Genomic DNA, 17,058 nt, shown 5'->3' on the forward strand with positions numbered 1-17,058 from the left:
CGACGGTCATGTTATGACCGAGTCGGCGTTGCTTCGCGGCGTCATTTTTTATATACTAGTTTAGTACCAGGTTATAATAGCAGCTCATACAATTGATATAGAAATTATAAAGTAAAGGTGGTGCCGGCCATCGAACGATTGCCGAAACGTCAGCGGCACCAGCAATTGTCGAAGCTCATCGAAGAAAATCCGTTTATGACGGACAGAGAGCTGACTCGGCTGTTGAAGGTTAGCATCCAGACTATCCGGCTCGATCGGCTGGAGCTTGGAATCCCGGAGCTCCGGGAGAGGCTGAAGCTTATGGCTGAACGGTCTTACGATTCGGTTCGGTCACTGCCGCTGCATGAAGTCATTGGTGATATCGTCGATCTGCAGCTCGATAAGAGCGGCATTTCAATGTTTGAAATTGCACATGAGCATGTTTTTTCTAGAACGGGTATCGCCAGGGGACATCATGTTTTCGCGCAAGCGAATTCATTGGCTGTGGCAGTTATCGATGATGAAATCGCGCTGACCGCGACTGCGGACATTCGATTTATCCGATCCGTGAAGCTTGGAGAGAAGTGTATCGCCAAGGCATATGTTCGTTCGATTTCGGGCGAGAAGAGCAAGGCGAAGGTAGAAGTGTTCACTTACGTAGGGGAAGAGATGGTGTTCCAAGGCAATTTCGTCATCTATCGATCTGCGGGGGATTACGTCAGCGAGGGAGGAATTGAACGTGCGGATCGCTATTGACGCAATGGGCGGCGACCATGCTCCGAATCTTATCGTAAAAGGTGCATTAGATGCAGCAGCGCAGTGGCCTGATATTCAGCTGATCCTTGTTGGGGACTCGGCTGCCATTGAACCGCTGATTCAAGGGAATTTGCCTTCAAACGTGAAGATCGAGCATGCGGAGGAAATTATCGGCCCGGATGAAGAACCGGTGAAGGCTGTGCGGCGCAAAAAGCGCTCTTCCATGGTCGTTGCTGGTCAGCTTGTTAGAGAAGGCCAAGCGGATGCGATGATCTCTGCGGGCAATACCGGCGCGCTTATGACGACGGGCTTGCTCGTTGTGGGACGAATGGAAGGGATCGAGAGGCCGGCGCTTGCGCAGTTGATTCCAACGAAAAACGGCGTTAATGTGATGGCGCTTGATCTTGGCGCGAATATGGATGCGAAGCCTGAGCAGCTGGTTCAATATGCGCAGCTGGGAAGTATCTACAGGAGCAAGGTGGACGGCTTAAGCAATCCTCGTGTCGGACTGCTTAATGTAGGTACGGAGGAACGCAAGGGCAATGAACTGACGAAAGCGGCTTATGATCTGCTTGAAGCTTCGTCGTTGAATTTTATAGGCAACGTGGAATCGCGCGATGTACTGGATCATAATTGCGACGTGCTGGTTTGCGACGGATTTGCGGGCAATATTATGCTTAAAGCGATTGAAGGCACAGCGAGCTCCATTATGAAGACGCTCAAAGAAGCGTTTAATCGTTCCTTGTTAACGAAATTGGCAGGAGCGATTATGATTTCGGGCCTGCGAAGCTTTAGAAAAACGATGGATTACAAGGAGCACGGCGGAGCATTGCTTCTGGGCGTAAACGGGGTGGTCGTGAAGGGCCATGGCTCCTCCGATGCAGTAGCGATCAGAAATGCGATTCGCCAGACGCGGAATGCATTAATAAGCAATGTCACGACAAGCATGGCGAACGAAATTAGCAGGAAGTGAGTGAAGCTTTAGTGGTAACGCAATCGGTCGGTATTATTGGTACAGGCAAATATGTGCCGGAGCGCGTGTTGACGAACGCTGAGCTGGAGCAGATGGTAGAAACGAATGACGAGTGGATCGTAACGCGTACGGGCATTCGAGAACGCCGGATGGCAGCACCGGAACAGGCAACATCTGATCTTGCGCTTCTCGCTTCGCAAGAGGCGATTCGTGCGGCAGGGCTTACAGCGGAAGATATCGATCTTATCGTTGTGGCTACGATTACGCCGGACATGTTTTTCCCTTCCACTGCATGCTTGCTGCAGGACAAGCTGGGCGCATCGAAGGCAGCGGCTTTTGATTTGTCGGCAGCGTGCTCCGGATTTATTTATGGGCTTGCAACAGCTTCCAGCATGATCGCAACCGGCATGTATAAGCATGCGCTTGTCGTCGGTGCAGAATGCTTGTCGCGCATTACGGATTATACGGATCGCAATACGTGCATCCTGTTCGGCGATGGCGCAGGCGCAGTTGTGCTCGGGCAAGTGGCTGAGGGCCGCGGCTTTAAGTCGTTTGAGCTTGGCGCAGACGGCAGCGGTGGCGAGTTGCTTAAAGTTTGCGGAGGCGGTTCCCGCATGCCATCGTCGTCCGAAACGATAGAAGGCAAGCATCATTATATCCAGATGGCAGGCAACGATGTATTCAAGTTTGCTGTTCGCATCATGGGTGGAGCCGCTGAGGACGCGCTGCGCAAAGCGGGAATGGAAAAGAGTGACATCGATCTGCTCATCCCTCATCAGGCGAATATCCGCATCATTAATTCTGCGATGAACAGGCTGGAAATGCCGGAAGATAAGTGTATGATTAATCTTGATAAATATGGTAACATGTCCGCGGCGTCCATCCCGGTTGCGTTGGCGGAAGCGGCCGAACAAGGGCGCATGGCTGAAGGCGATACGATTGTGCTCGTCGGCTTTGGCGGCGGTTTGACATGGGGCGCAACCGTATTGAATTGGTAAAAAGGTCCCGCAGGGACTAGTTGCTTCAATAACGAAACCATTGAAGCAGCGAAAACAAGGAGGCCGAAGTCAATGACGAAAACAGCATTTGTATTCCCAGGCCAAGGCGCGCAAGCGGTCGGCATGGGGCACGATGCTTTTCAAACGTTTGAGGAATCGCGCAAAATCTTCGAACAAGCGGACGAGGCGCTCGGCTTTTCGCTGAGCGACATTATTTTTAACGGCCCGGACGATTCCCTTAAGCAAACCGCCAATACGCAGCCTGCGCTTCTCACTGTAAGCGTGGCGTTGCTTGAGGCGCTTAAGGATCGTGGGCTAACGCCGGATTACGTAGCAGGGCATAGCCTCGGCGAGTATAGCGCGCTCGTTGCGTCGGGCGTACTGTCATTTGCAGATGCTGTGCGTACGGTACGTTCGCGAGGCGAGTTTATGGAGCAAGCTGTACCTAGCGGCAATGGCGCGATGGCTGCTGTTCTTGGCGCAGAGCGCGAAGCGTTGGCACAGCTGTGTAAAGCCGTTACCGCTGAGGTTGGCGCTGTCGAATTAGCGAATGTCAATTGCCCGGGCCAAATTGTCGTTTCAGGCACAGCTGCAGGCGTACAAGGCGTTGTCGAGCGCGGGAAGGAAGCAGGCGCTAAGCGGGTAATCCCTCTTGAGGTTAGCGGACCGTTCCACTCCTCGCTCATGAAACCGGCTGCTGAGCGGTTGGCTGGCGTTTTGGAGGGCGTATCGTTCCATGATGCGGCAATCCCTGTCATTGCTAACGTGACGGCAGAGCCTGTATCGGCGGCTAGTTCGATTCGAGAGCTGCTGGTCGAGCAAGTTTATTCGCCGGTTTTATGGGAAGATACGATTCGGAAGCTGATCGACCTGGGAGTCACGACCTTCGTTGAAATCGGATCCGGGAACGTGTTGGCAGGGTTGATTAAGAAGGTTGACCGCAGCGTTACCATTATCCCTGTAAACAGCGTCGAAACGCTTCAGGCCGTTGTTACGCCTGCTGGCTAACGATTTGTTTAAACTAGTCACATAACGACGTAAGATAGGGGGCATACGATGTACGCAAGTTTGGAAGGACAAACCGCACTCGTTACAGGCGCATCGCGCGGCCTGGGTCGCGCAATTGCAATCGCGCTGGCTGAAGCAGGCGCAGATGTGGCTGTTAACTATGCGGGCAGCGAGGCTGCTGCGCAAGAGACGGCTGATGCTATTAAGGCACTTGGCCGACAAGCAATCCTTGTGCAAGGCAATGTAGGGAAGTTTGATGAGTTCGACGGCATCGTTAAGAGCACGATTGAACAATTCGGCAAGCTTGATATTTTGGTGAATAACGCTGGCATTACTAGAGATAATTTAATCATGCGCATGAAAGAAGAGGAGTTCGATCAAGTGATCGAAACGAATCTGAAAGGCGTGTTCAACGGCATTAAAGCTGTGACTCGCCAAATGATGAAGCAGCGCGCTGGCCGCATTATTAATATTTCTTCGGTTGTCGGCTCTCTTGGCAACCCTGGGCAAGCGAACTACGTTGCGGCGAAGGCAGGCGTTATGGGCTTGACGAAGTCAGCAGCTCGCGAGCTTGCGTCACGCGGTATTACGGTTAACTGCATCGCGCCAGGGTTTATTGAGACCGATATGACGGACAAGCTGTCGGATGAGGCGAAGGCGCATCATGTCGGCCAAATTCCGCTAGCGCGCCTCGGGCAACCGAACGATATTGCGAATGCTGTGCGCTTCCTTGCATCTGACGCTGCATCGTACATGACGGGACAGACGATTCATATCGACGGCGGCATGTACATGTAAGGTGCTATACTAGGGTGGTTCCGTGCAAAATGAAACGGTTACTCTGGTATTTTGTCTGCAATTCTCGTATAATACCATGGAGGAGGTGAACCGGATGTCCGAAGTATTGGATCGTGTCAAACGCATCGTCGTTGACCGCCTCGGCGCAGAAGAAGCTGAAGTTACGCTTGAAGCGAACTTCAAGGATGACCTCGGCGCTGACTCTCTCGACGTAGTCGAGTTGGTCATGGAGCTTGAAGACGAGTTTGACTTGGAAATCTCTGATGAAGATGCAGAGAAAATCACCACTGTGGGAGAAGTAGTAAACTACATACAATCTCATACGTAAGGAACGTAAGTCCCGTTATTGCAACGGGACTTCTCTCCATCATTAACGGTTTTCTGATTGTAATGTGCGGCGAATCGTGCAATGTTACAGCCGTAGATTAGGCAAGGAAAACGAAGGCTGATGCCTTCGTTACATATAAAGCTTTTGATGGTAGCGCATACCATTCATATTGCTGTCCGTAGAGGTGAACTGAATGAAACAGAGAGTTGTTGTCACAGGCATGGGGGTCATGACCTCGCTCGGCTCCGATCTGGATCAGTTTTGGGGTAATTTGATGGAAGGCAAATCCGGTGTTTCGGTGATCGAAGCGTTTGACGTATCCGAGTATCCGACACGTATCGCTGCCGAGATCAAAGGGTTCAACCCGGAATTGTTTGCAGATCGCAAAGAAGCTCGCAAGATGGATCGTTTCGTCCAACTTGCCGTAGCGGCTACGAAGAAAGCGGTTGAGGATGCAAAGCTTGAGATTGGTACGAATGCAGATCCAGAGCGCGTTGGCGTTATGATTGGATCAGGCATTGGCGGTTTGGGCACATGGGAAGATCAACATAATATTTTGCTGGAGAAAGGGCCGAAGCGGGTTAGCCCATTCTTCATTCCGATGATGATCGCGAATATGGCGTCCGGCCAAGTGTCGATGGCAACAGGTGCAAAAGGTCCGAACAGCACAGCTGTAACGGCATGTGCAACAGGCACCCATTCCATTGGCGACTCGTACAAAATGATTCAACGCGGAGATGCCGATGTGATGTTATGCGGTGGTGCCGAAGCGACGATCAGACCGACGGGGATGGCAGGATTTTGCGCCATGCGCGCGATGAGCGTGCGGAACGACGAGCCAGAGAAAGCTAGCCGTCCGTTTGACGTAGACCGTGACGGTTTCGTTATGGGCGAAGGCTCAGGCGTATTGGTGCTTGAGTCGCTAGAGCACGCGCTGAAGCGCGGTGCGCACATTTATGCAGAAGTTATTGGCTATGGCATGAGCGGCGACGCTCACCATATGACTGAGCCTGATCCAGACGGTGCAGCGCGTTGTATGACGCGTGCATTGAAGGATGCTGGCATTGCGCCTGAAGAGATCGATTATATTAATGCACATGGTACATCGACGCCAGTGGGCGACCGTTCCGAAACATTAGCTGTGAAAAAAGCTATGGGCGATCATGCTTACAAGGTTGCTATTAGCTCAACGAAGTCGATGACAGGCCATCTGCTCGGCGCAGCAGGCGGCGTTGAAGCTGTTATCCTCGGATTGACGATCCAAAATGGCATCATCGCACCGACGATCAACCTCGATAATCAGGATCCGGAGTGCGATCTCGATTACGTGCCGAACAAACCGCGTAAAGCGTCGGTTCGTACAGCTCTTTCCAACTCGTTTGGATTCGGCGGTCACAATGCGACGATCGTGATGAGAGCGTATGAGGCATGATGCGCTTGACCAGTTACAGCAGCGGCTGCTGATTCGTTTTCGGCAACCGCGGCTGCTGAGGCAGGCCTTTACGCACACGTCATATGTGAATGAACATAGAGGCAAGCCGATCGAGGATAATGAACGTTTAGAATTTCTTGGCGATGCTGTACTTCAGTTACTGGTTTCCGAGCATCTATTCCTAACCTATCCGAATCGTCCTGAGGGCGAGCTTACTCGCATGCGCGCGTCGATTGTTTGCGAGCCATCGCTTGCGCGCTTTGCCGATCTGCTCGGGCTCGGGGCGTGCGTGCTTCTAGGGCGGGGCGAGGAACAGCTGGGAGGACGGCATCGTCCGGCATTGCTAGCCGATTTGTTCGAAGCTTTCGTAGGCGCTGTATATTTGGATCAAGGCCTGGACCGTGTGCGACTCTTTTTGACCGAGCGTATTTTTCCTCAGATCGAGGAGAATGGTTCCTTGCTAGTGAAAGACTTCAAGTCGAAGCTGCAAGAAAAAGCGCAGCACGGTACGCTTGGTACCGTGGAATATCGGATCGCAGAGGAGCGCGGGCCTGCGCATGATCGTGAATTTGTCGTTGAAGTCCGGATTGGCGACCAGCCATATGGTATCGGAGTCGGTCGGACGAAGAAGGAAGCGGAACAGCGTTCTGCTGAAGCAGCTTGCTTGAAGCTTGAACAGGACAACTAGAGCGATGATGGAGGCGCCGCGGCAGCATAACCTATGCTGCCGCGGCGCTTCGCGTATGGGTACCTTTCCTCTTGTAAAGCGGCTATGCGACCAACTGCGGAACACCGCTCCCTAGTCCATGTGGATATAGAGGAGCGGTTTTTTGATGGACGGTTATGCGGATGTATAGTCCTGACCTTTCTTCTGCAATATGGTACAATAGTCGGTGAGGTGAACGGGAGAACATGTTCCTGAAACGGATTGAATTAGCTGGGTTTAAGTCGTTTGCCGACAAGACAGAAATGGAGTTCGTACGCGGCATAACAGCCGTCGTAGGGCCCAACGGCAGCGGAAAGAGCAACATATCGGACAGCATCCGGTGGGTGCTGGGCGAACAAAGCGCGAAGAGCTTGCGCGGCGGTAAAATGGAAGATATCATATTCGCCGGTAGTGACGCGCGTAAAGCTGTGAATTTCGGAGAAGTTTCGTTAACGCTGGATAACGGCGATAACGCGCTCCCTCTTGAGTACGATGAGGTTACGGTGACAAGGCGTGTTCATCGCAGCGGCGATAGCGAATATATGATTAATAAACAGCCATGCCGGCTTAAGGACATTACCGAGCTGTTCATGGACACCGGGATCGGGAAAGAAGCGTATTCGATTATCGGGCAGGGCCGGATCGAAGAAATATTAAGTACGCGTTCCGAAGACCGCCGAGGCATTTTTGAAGAGGCATCCGGTATCGTGAAATTCAAGTCGCGTAAACGCGAGGCGCAGCGCAAGCTGGACGAGACGGAGCAAAACCTGCTGCGTATTCATGACTTGGTTTCTGAGCTCGAAGATCAGGTTGAGCCTTTGCGCGCACAATCCGAGAAAGCGATTCGTTACAAATCGTTGCGCGAACAGTTGCAAACGCAAGAGATTTCCATGTATGTGCATCAAATTGAGACCGTACATACGTCGTGGAACGAAGCGACGGCCAAGCTGGGTGACCTGGAGAAGGTGCGGCTGACGCATGCATCCGTTGTAAGCAAACATGATGCTTTGCTAGAGAAGGATCGCCAGCGGCTGCGGGAAATTGAGACAGAGCTCGATCAGTTGCATGAATCGATGCTTCAGCTAAGCGAGGATTATGAGAAATGCGAGGGTTTCGGTGAAGTTCTGAAGGAACGGAAGCGAAACCTTGAGCAAAATAAACGTCAGTTGGAAGAGTCGGTCACTTCTTTGGATGAGCGTATCGTTTCGCTAATGAAAGAAGAAGCCGATTATCGTGCGAAAGTGGCAGTCTTGGAAGAGCAAACAGCTCGCCTTCGAGAACAGCTTGTCCAAGAGGAAGAGCAGCTCATTGGCGCTGTAGGCGCCTCCGGCCAAGAGGCAGAAGAGACGCTGAAGACGGAACTGCTTGAAGTTTTGAGCGCAATGTCCCAAGCACGCAATGAAATTCGTTACTGCGAGCAGCAGCAGGAAGCTGTGAAGCGGAAGATGGATCGGCTAGGCGATGAAGAGACGAAGTGGTCGCAGCAGCAAGAGGAGCTAAGCGCTAGACGGGTAGAGCTATCCGAGCGTTTGGAATCGACGCTTGAATCGCTTAACAAAGCCAAGACTCGCTATATGGAAGAGAATCAACGGTCACAATCCTCGAGCAAGCTCCTTGAGGAGACGCAGCAGACGGTGCGTAAATGGGAGCAGCGGCTGGATGCGCTCGTAGCTCGTCGAGATACGATGAAGGAAATGCAGGATGCGCTCGATGGCTTTATGCACGGGGTACGAGAGGTGCTTAAAGCAGCGCGGAAGCCCCAAGGCGGCTTAAGCGGCGTGCATGGCGCGGTAGCGGAGCTCATGCGTGTTCCTGAACGGATTGAGATGGCAGTTGAGACCGCGTTAAGCGGGGCCCTTCAGCACGTTGTCATGGAGAATGAGGCGTCCGCTCGTACGGCGATTGCTTTCCTGAAGCAGCGTCAGCTTGGCAGAGCCACGTTCTTGCCGCTTGACGTTATTCGTGGACGGAATGTGCCCGAGGCTGACCGCCGGCATGCCTCTTCTGTAGAAGGGTTCGTAGGCGTAGCAGCAGACCTCGTATCCTGCGAGCGCAAATACGAATCGATTGTTGCCAATTTGCTAGGCAATGTGCTTATAGCAGAGACGCTGGAGCAAGCGAATCGAATCGCTTCCAAATGCCAATATCGCTACCGGGTCGTTACGCTTGAAGGCGATATTGTGAACGCAGGCGGCTCCATGACGGGCGGCAGCTTGCAGAAGAAAGGCGCTAGCTTGCTTGGTCGCCAACGGCAAATCGAGCAGATGGACGAGGAAATTAAACAATCGGAGCAGCAAGTAGAGAAGCTGCGATTGCAGCTGTCCGACCTGCGCAAGGAGCAATCAATACGCGGCCAAGATATCGAAGAGCTGCGCGCGCAGGGCGAGCGCTATCGGATTGAGGAGCAGCATCTGAAATCGGAACTGCAGCAGATCGACAAACAGCTGGCGCAGCTTCAAGAGCAACTGGAGCTTCATCATGCGGATCGCACGGGACAATTGACCGAGCAGGGGGATTTGGCAGCGGCATCAGAAGCTGCGCGTGCGAGATTAGTTGAACTGACAGCTCGCGAAGCGCAGCTGCAGCAGCTTATTCAAGAGGCTGAGGTACGGCGTAAAGCGTCCGAATCCGCACGTGAAGAGCTGCAAGGGCAGCTGACGGATTTGAAGATATTAGCGGCGAAGACCGAGCAGGAGAAGTTCTCGTTAGAGGATCAAGCTGCAAGGATTCGGGTCGATATCAATCGCGCGAAGCAAGAGTTGTCGGCGATGCGGGGCATCCAAGCCCAACTGAAGGAAGACGAGGATCGTCACGCAGAGGAATCGATCGGACAAATCGAGCAGTTGAATGATCTGAGGCTCAAGAAGGATGGCTGTGCGGAACGGACCGACTTCATGCGTGCCGAGCGGGCCCAAATGGTCAGAGGCCTCGAGGATGGCGAAAGCGAGACGAAAGAGCAGCGGAACATGCTCCGAGAGACCGAGGATAAAATGCGCCAAACCGAAATCGCGGTGAATCGCTTGGATGTCGAATTGGACAATCTTCTTCGTAAGCTTAGTGAAGAGTACGAGCTCAGCTATGAGCTTGCCAAAGAACGATATCCAGTGCCTGAGGACGTTCCGGCTGCACAGCAAGCGGTTCGCGACTTGAAGCGCCAAATTGCATCATTAGGCGATGTCAATCTCGGGGCGATCGAGGAATACCAGCGCGTGAAGGAACGGTATGAGTTTTTGGATACGCAGCGCAACGACCTCATTGATGCGAAGACGACGCTCTATCAAGTCATACGTGAGATGGACGATGAGATGTCGAAACGTTTCCGCGTGACGTTCGAGGCGATTCGTACCCATTTTGTTGTCGTTTTTGCGAAGCTGTTCGGCGGAGGCCGAGCGGATTTGATTTTGGCAGAGCCAGATCGTATTCTGGATACGGGCATCGATATCGTAGCTCAGCCACCTGGTAAGAAGCTTCAAAACTTGCAGCTGCTGTCGGGCGGCGAGCGCGCGCTTACCGCGATTGCGTTATTGTTTGCCATTTTGCAGGTCAAGCCTGTGCCATTCTGCGTGCTTGACGAGGTTGAAGCCGCATTGGATGAAGCAAACGTCGCTCGTTTTGCACAATATTTGCGCGAGTTCTCGCACTTGACGCAGTTTATCGTCGTTACTCACCGGAAGGGCACGATGGAAGAAGCAGATGTGCTGTATGGCGTAACGATGGAGGAAGGCGGCGTTTCCAAGCTTGTATCCGTTCGTTTGGAAGACGAGGATTTCGCTGATGAGGAAGTCGCTTCGGCTTAGCGCATAGACATAGAATAGACTCGGATGTGGAAAGGGACGGCATGATATGAGCTTTTTTAAACGATTGAAAGAAACGATCGCTTCCAAAACGGAAGCAGTTACGAATATATTCAAGGATGGTCTTGCGAAAACCCGCACTGCGATCGTCGAGAAGGTTGAAGAGCTGATCACGCGGCGCAAAAAGATCGATGAGGCATTCTTCGAGGAACTGGAAGAGATTTTGATCGGTGCAGACGTAGGCGTAAACACGGTCATGCAGTTGATTGACGATTTGCGCGCGGAAGTAAAAGCGAGGAAAATCGAGGACGCATCCGATCTCCAGCCTGTGCTTTCGGAGAAGCTGGTCGAGATTTTGAAGGGCGTTGACGATCCTGAGCTGCATATGGCAGAGAGCGGAATGACGGTTATTTTGTTCGTTGGCGTCAACGGTGTCGGCAAAACGACAACGATTGGCAAGCTGGCGCACAAGTTTAAGTCAGAGGGCAAAAGCGTGCTGCTTGCGGCAGGCGATACGTTCCGTGCCGGCGCGATCGAGCAGCTCGAGGTTTGGGGACAACGCGTCGGCGTAGACGTCATTAAGCAAAGCGCAGGCGCAGATCCAGCAGCGGTTATGTATGATGCGGTACAGGCGGCAAAACAACGCAGCGTTGATGTGCTGCTCTGCGATACGGCGGGACGTCTGCAAAACAAAACGAACTTGATGGATGAGCTGAATAAAATTTTCCGCGTCATCCAGCGTGAGGTTCCGACGGCGCCGCATGAGGTTCTGCTCGTGTTGGACGCAACGACGGGGCAAAATGCGCTTAGCCAAGCGAAGCTGTTCGGTGAGAAGAGCGGCGTAACCGGTCTCGTGCTCACGAAGCTTGACGGTACGGCTAAAGGCGGCATTATCATTGCCATCCGCAATGAATTGAATCTGCCGGTTAAACTCGTCGGACTGGGCGAAAAAATGGACGATCTTCAGCAATTTGATTCCGATCAATTCGTTCATGCGCTATTCGCGGGGCTCATTCAGAAAAAGGATGAGGAAGAGCAAGCATAGCATCTATTGATGGAGAATGAGTTATTTTTGCCCTGACAAGGACAAAAGCTTGACACCAGCTATCGTATCCTGTACCATAAGGAAAGTTGATACAGTGTCAAGGTGTTTGACTTGACGGAAGGAGACGTGCCCGTGACCAGCGGTGGACCGGATGCGCTCGATAAGACGAATCGCATCAACCTGCTGTTTGACTTTTACGAGCCGTTACTGACGGATAAGCAACGGACGTTTCTCATGCATTACTTTATCGAAGATTTCTCGCTTGGCGAGATTGCGGCTGACTTCGGCATTAGCCGCCAAGCGGTCTATGAACATATTAAACGTGCACAGACGGTGCTCGAGAGCTATGAAGCCAAGCTGGGCCTCTTAACTCGACACGAGTCATTGCGTCGTGCGATGGATGGGCTAGAGGCGTGCGTCGAAGCGTTGCCAGATGATAGCCAATATAAATCGGAGCTGCTTGGCATAGCGGAATTGCTTCGCGAAGCGGAACAAACAAGGATTAAATAGTGAAAGCGGGTGATTCATCATGGCGTTTGAAGGTTTGACGAGCAGGCTGCAGAATGTGTTCGGCAAATTGCGGGGCAAAGGAAAGCTGTCGGAGGACGATGTTAACGAAGCGATGCGTGAAGTCCGGCTAGCCCTGCTGGAAGCGGACGTAAACTTCAAGGTCGTCAAAGATTTTGTCGCCAAGGTGAAAGAGCAGGCCGTTGGCATTGAGGTTCAGAAGAGCTTCACGCCAGGCATGGTCGTCGTTGACATCGTGCACAAAGAGCTCATTGAGCTCATGGGCGGTTCAGCGACGCAGATTGCCAAGGCAAGCAAGCCGCCAACCGTCATTTTGATGGCTGGTCTCCAAGGTGCAGGTAAGACGACGACGACTGCAAAGCTTGCTAAAATGCTCATGAAGAACAATCATAAGCCATTGCTTATTGCAGGCGATATTTATCGTCCTGCAGCAATCAAGCAGCTGCAAGTGCTCGGCGAACAGATTGGCGCGCAAGTGTTTACGCTCGGAAACGACGTATCGCCAGTCGAGATCGCTCGCCAAGGCTTACAGCATGCCAAAGCGAACAGCTTTGATTATGTAATCGTCGATACGGCAGGGCGCCTGCAAATCGATGAAGCGCTTATGGATGAGATCAAACAAATTCATGCGGTAGTCGAGCCAGACGAGGTCTTGCTCGTTGTCGATGCGATGACAGGTCAAGAAGCGGTCAACGTCGCACAGAGCTTCCATGAGCAGCTGGAGCTAACGGGCGTTGTGCTGACGAAGCTGGACGGCGATACGCGTGGCGGTGCAGCGTTGTCCGTCAAAGCAGTCACCGGATGCCCGATTAAATTCGTTGCAACTGGCGAGAAAATCGAGCCATTGGAGGCTTTCCATCCTGAGCGGATGGCTTCTCGGATACTCGGAATGGGCGACATGCTTTCCCTTATTGAGAAAGCACAGTCCAATATCGATGCTGATAAAGCGGCTGAGATGGAACGGAAAATGCGCAATGCAGAATTCACGTTCGAAGATTTCCTCGATCAGATGGAGCAGGTTCGTAAGCTAGGTCCATTGGACCAACTGCTCGACATGCTCCCAGGCATGAACAAAGTCAAGGGCTTGAAGGATATGAAGGTTGACGACAAGCAGATCGGCCGCGTCGAAGCGATTGTACGCTCGATGACGACGGACGAGAAACGCAATCCTGATCTTCTCAACTATAGCCGCCGCAGACGGATAGCAGCAGGCAGCGGTACGCAGATCGCTGACGTTAACCGTCTCATCAAGCAGTTCGATGAGATGCGCAAAATGATGAAGCAGTTCTCAGGCATGATGGGGCCGAAAGGTCCTAAAGGCGGCCTGAAAGGCTTGAAGGGTCTTATGGGTAAAGGAAAAGGCATGAAATTCCCGCCATTCGGCTAAGCAACCCTGAATTGCTATGCAATACAACGAAGTTGATTCTTGTAAGGAGGTGAATGAATAATGGCAGTTCGTATTCGTCTGAAACGTATGGGTGCTCACAAAGCTCCTTTCTATCGCGTAGTCGTATCCGATTCCCGTTCCCCGCGTGACGGCCGCTTCATCGAAGAAATCGGCACGTACAATCCGGTTGCTCAACCGGCGCAAGTGAACATCGATGAAGAGAAAGCGCTGAAATGGCTGCAAACCGGTGCACAAGCTTCTGATACGGTTCGCAACCTGCTTTCCAAAGCAGGCGTCCTCAAGAAGTTCCATGAGCTTAAGCAACAGAAATAACTGTTGATAGCGGAGGGCCTTTAGATGAAAGATTTAGTTCTTGTCATAGCAAAGGCTTTAGTGGATCATCCGAATGACGTTCGCGTCAGTGAGAAGGAAGACGGACGAGGGAATCTTGCATTCAGCTTGTCTGTTCATCCTTCCGATGTCGGTAAAGTCATCGGCAAGCAAGGCCGCATAGCGAAGGCGCTGCGAACTGTCGTATCGTCTGCTGCGGTTAAGACCGGTCGAAGAGTGACCATTGACATCGATTCTTGAATAGCGTACGACACCGAGGGTTAGGATGAATGTCCTAGCCCTTTTTCGATACATAATAATAAGGACCATTGAACGGATTGAACGATCGCAAGTTGTTAGGATTGCGGGAAAGGCGGAATAGAGATGGCAGAAAAATGGTTTACTGTTGGCAAGCTTGTGAATACGCATGGCATTCGCGGGGAAGTTAAAATTTGGCCGCAGACGGATTTTCCAGATGTTCGCTTTGCTCCGGGCAGCAAGCTGACCTTGTTCGAGGAAGGTAAAAACGGGCGTCTGGACGTAGAAGTGGTGAGTTCGCGTTCGCAAAAAAATGTGTATGTTTTGAAATTAAAGGGCTATGACAATATAAACGACGTCGAGAAATATAAAGGGTGGATTCTTAAGGTCTCAGAGCAAGACCTGATCGATCTGGATGAGGATGAATATTATTACCATGAAATTATCGGCTGCGTTGTCATCACCGATGCGGGCGAAGAGCTGGGTACAGTAACGGAGATATTGTCGCCTGGAGCGAATGACGTGTGGGTTGTCAAAGGCAAGGGCGCCAATGGCAGACCGAAAGAAATCTTAATTCCAGTCATCGACGATGTGCTTGTAGACGTTGATGTCGACAGCAAAAAAATTACGGTTCATCTGATCGAAGGATTGATCTAACCACTATGCAAATTGATGTGCTAACGCTTTTCCCTGAAATGTTCGACGGCGTGTTTGGCGCCAGCATTCTGGGGAAAGCACGGGATAAAGGGATTGTATCGCTTAAGGCGACGAACTTCAGGCAGTTTTCGACCAATAAGCATAGTACGGTTGATGACTATCCTTATGGCGGCGGCGGCGGGATGGTGCTTAAGCCTGAGCCAATGTTCGCAGCGGTTGAACATTTGGTGCCGCATGAGGGACCTCGGCCTCGCATCATTTTACTATGTCCGCAAGGCGAGACGTTTACGCAGCGCAAAGCAGAGGAGCTGTCGCAGGAGAAGCACTTGATCTTCGTGTGCGGCCATTATGAAGGCTATGATGAGCGGATTCGCGAGCATTTGGTCACAGATGAGCTGTCAATCGGGGATTACGTGCTAACAGGCGGGGAGCTGCCTGCGATGGTTGCTATTGATAGCATCGTTCGTCTGCTGCCAGGCGTGCTAGGCAATGAGACGTCTGCGGTAACCGATTCGTTCAGCACGGGACTGCTTGAATACCCGCATTATACGAGACCCGCTGTTTTTCGCGATTGGGAAGTGCCTGAAGTACTGATTTCGGGCAATCATGCGCGAATTGATGCATGGAGACGCGAGCAGTCGTTGCTTCGAACATTGCGGAGAAGGCCTGAGTTGCTGGATCGTGTTGCGTTGACGCCCAAAGAAAAGGCCTGGCTTCAAGCTATAGCAGAGCAGGAGTCGAATACGGCAGGATCTTCCGATTCTGAGTAAGAAAAATGCTCGCATAGCATTGTGTTTTGGCCTATCGTATGATAAAATTGACGATGTTGTGTGAAAGTCGGACGGTCCGCTATTAGCCATGACCTGGTCGATCGATTGATCAGCGAGCTCATAAGAACGTCTGTTGGGGAAGGAGTGATTACAAGATGAATATTGTACAAGCGATTACGCAAGAACAACTGCGCAAAGACATTCCTAGCTTCCGTCCAGGCGACACGCTGAAGGTGTACGTAAAAGTCATCGAGGGCTCGCGCGAGCGGATTCAGCTCTTCGAAGGCGTTGTCATCAAGCGTCGCGGTGGCGGCATTAGCGAAACGTTCACGGTTCGTAAAATTTCTTACGGCGTTGGCGTGGAAAGAACGTTCCCGGTTAACTCGCCTAAGATTGATAAAATCGACGTGGCTCGCCGTGGTAAAGTTCGTCGTGCGAAGCTCTACTACTTGCGCGAACTGCGCGGTAAAGCAGCAAGAATTAAAGAAATCCGTTAATCGGATGGTTGAGAGGGGCTTGCCACAGACAAGCCCCTTTTCGCATTCCAATAACGATCGTTCGTCCAAGCACAAGTCCCCCCTGTCAGGGCAAAGACAGTATGATGAGAAGCGGGTGATAATATGGAGCATAATCGTACGAACGACCAGGAAAATATGAATCATGCTACAGATTCCGATGTGGACAAGCAGCCGGTGAGCAATTCGCCTGCAGACCACAAGCCGGCAAAGCGCAGCGGTGCAACGAAAGAAATTACGGAGTGGGTAAAAGCAATCGGGATCGCCGTTATCCTCGTTTTGATCATTCGCTGGCTGTTATTTATGCCATTTATCGTGGACGGGCCTTCGATGCAGCCTAACTTCGAAACAGGCGAGCGCGTTATCGTTAATAAAGTGCTTTATAAATTCCGTGAGCCAAAGCATGGTGAAGTTGTTGTATTCTTTGTTCCTGAAGAGAATCGTAATTTTATTAAGCGCGTTATCGGCGTGCCAGGCGATAAAATTCGATACGAGGGCGACGACTTGTATGTGAATGATCAGAAGGTTGACGAAACGTACTTGAAGGAGCCGATCGCTCAGGCGCATGCCAAAGGCGAGCTTTATAACAACAGCGCGATGACTCCGAACTATCCGAATGAACGGTTTACAGAGTCTGTCGTACCGGAAGGCCATATTTTCGTTCTTGGCGATAATCGCCCGAACAGCAAGGACAGCCGGATGATCGGCTTTGTTGACATGGACAACGTGATTGGACGCAGTGATGTCATATTCTGGCCGCTGAACAAGGTTAGAGTAATCGGACATAAATAAGCAA

The 17,058-nt window shown here is 51.8% G+C and carries 18 protein-coding genes; all 18 read left to right on the forward strand.

From position 1 onward, the window contains the following. Positions 1-138 precede the first annotated feature (138 nt). Positions 139-735: a transcription factor FapR gene (gene fapR / locus PAECUDRAFT_RS02645; protein WP_050794262.1), complete on the forward strand. Its 597-nt coding sequence runs from the start codon at positions 139-141 to the stop codon at positions 733-735. Next, entirely contained in the window at positions 719-1,708 is a 990-nt protein-coding gene (plsX, locus tag PAECUDRAFT_RS02650; RefSeq protein ID WP_006036548.1) for a phosphate acyltransferase PlsX, read from the forward strand. The genes fapR and plsX overlap by 17 nt, the downstream gene beginning before the upstream one ends. An 11-nt stretch (positions 1,709-1,719) precedes the next feature. Continuing rightward, a complete protein-coding gene (locus PAECUDRAFT_RS02655) occupies positions 1,720-2,706 on the forward strand; it encodes a beta-ketoacyl-ACP synthase III (RefSeq protein WP_006036549.1) in 987 nt (328 codons plus the stop codon). A 72-nt stretch (positions 2,707-2,778) separates the two neighbouring features. After that, complete coding sequence (gene fabD / locus PAECUDRAFT_RS02660) at positions 2,779-3,714, forward strand: ACP S-malonyltransferase (protein ID WP_006036550.1); 936 nt, start codon at positions 2,779-2,781, stop codon at positions 3,712-3,714. Between the two features lie 48 nt (positions 3,715-3,762). Continuing rightward, on the forward strand, positions 3,763-4,512 hold the full coding sequence (gene fabG / locus PAECUDRAFT_RS02665; protein ID WP_006036551.1) for a 3-oxoacyl-[acyl-carrier-protein] reductase: 750 nt from the start codon (positions 3,763-3,765) through the stop codon (positions 4,510-4,512). Between the two features lie 94 nt (positions 4,513-4,606). After that, complete coding sequence (gene acpP / locus PAECUDRAFT_RS02670; RefSeq protein ID WP_006036552.1) at positions 4,607-4,840, forward strand: acyl carrier protein; 234 nt, start codon at positions 4,607-4,609, stop codon at positions 4,838-4,840. A 193-nt stretch (positions 4,841-5,033) separates the two neighbouring features. Continuing rightward, positions 5,034-6,272, forward strand: a complete 1,239-nt coding sequence (fabF, locus tag PAECUDRAFT_RS02675) for a beta-ketoacyl-ACP synthase II (RefSeq protein ID WP_006036553.1) — start codon at positions 5,034-5,036, stop codon at positions 6,270-6,272. Next, on the forward strand, positions 6,262-6,960 hold the full coding sequence (gene rnc / locus PAECUDRAFT_RS02680) for a ribonuclease III (protein ID WP_006036554.1): 699 nt from the start codon (positions 6,262-6,264) through the stop codon (positions 6,958-6,960). Before fabF ends, rnc begins: the two co-directional genes overlap by 11 nt. A 224-nt stretch (positions 6,961-7,184) precedes the next feature. Continuing rightward, a complete protein-coding gene (gene smc, locus PAECUDRAFT_RS02685) occupies positions 7,185-10,775 on the forward strand; it encodes a chromosome segregation protein SMC (protein WP_006036555.1) in 3,591 nt (1,196 codons plus the stop codon). Positions 10,776-10,821: 46 nt separating this feature from the next. Next, positions 10,822-11,817, forward strand: coding sequence for a signal recognition particle-docking protein FtsY (gene ftsY, locus PAECUDRAFT_RS02690; protein WP_006036556.1), 996 nt, complete (start codon positions 10,822-10,824; stop codon positions 11,815-11,817). A 132-nt stretch (positions 11,818-11,949) separates the two neighbouring features. Further along, positions 11,950-12,327 (forward strand): YlxM family DNA-binding protein, encoded by a 378-nt coding sequence (gene ylxM / locus PAECUDRAFT_RS02695; RefSeq protein WP_006036557.1) that lies wholly within the window; start codon positions 11,950-11,952, stop codon positions 12,325-12,327. Positions 12,328-12,346: 19 nt separating this feature from the next. Continuing rightward, positions 12,347-13,732, forward strand: coding sequence for a signal recognition particle protein (gene ffh, locus PAECUDRAFT_RS02700; protein ID WP_040711095.1), 1,386 nt, complete (start codon positions 12,347-12,349; stop codon positions 13,730-13,732). A 60-nt stretch (positions 13,733-13,792) separates the two neighbouring features. Continuing rightward, entirely contained in the window at positions 13,793-14,065 is a 273-nt protein-coding gene (rpsP, locus tag PAECUDRAFT_RS02705; RefSeq protein ID WP_006036559.1) for a 30S ribosomal protein S16, read from the forward strand. 24 nt (positions 14,066-14,089) lie between these two features. Continuing rightward, positions 14,090-14,323: a KH domain-containing protein gene (locus PAECUDRAFT_RS02710; RefSeq protein ID WP_006036560.1), complete on the forward strand. Its 234-nt coding sequence runs from the start codon at positions 14,090-14,092 to the stop codon at positions 14,321-14,323. Between the two features lie 123 nt (positions 14,324-14,446). Beyond that, positions 14,447-14,977 (forward strand): ribosome maturation factor RimM, encoded by a 531-nt coding sequence (gene rimM, locus PAECUDRAFT_RS02715; RefSeq protein ID WP_006036561.1) that lies wholly within the window; start codon positions 14,447-14,449, stop codon positions 14,975-14,977. A 5-nt stretch (positions 14,978-14,982) separates the two neighbouring features. Continuing rightward, positions 14,983-15,747, forward strand: a complete 765-nt coding sequence (gene trmD, locus PAECUDRAFT_RS02720; RefSeq protein ID WP_006036562.1) for a tRNA (guanosine(37)-N1)-methyltransferase TrmD — start codon at positions 14,983-14,985, stop codon at positions 15,745-15,747. Positions 15,748-15,902: 155 nt separating this feature from the next. Continuing rightward, on the forward strand, positions 15,903-16,244 hold the full coding sequence (rplS, locus tag PAECUDRAFT_RS02725; protein ID WP_006036563.1) for a 50S ribosomal protein L19: 342 nt from the start codon (positions 15,903-15,905) through the stop codon (positions 16,242-16,244). Between the two features lie 156 nt (positions 16,245-16,400). Continuing rightward, positions 16,401-17,054 (forward strand): signal peptidase I, encoded by a 654-nt coding sequence (gene lepB / locus PAECUDRAFT_RS02730; RefSeq protein ID WP_040711383.1) that lies wholly within the window; start codon positions 16,401-16,403, stop codon positions 17,052-17,054. Positions 17,055-17,058 lie beyond the last annotated feature (4 nt).

This window comes from Paenibacillus curdlanolyticus YK9 (assembly GCF_000179615.1).
Lineage (GTDB): Bacteria > Bacillota > Bacilli > Paenibacillales > Paenibacillaceae > Paenibacillus_T > Paenibacillus_T curdlanolyticus.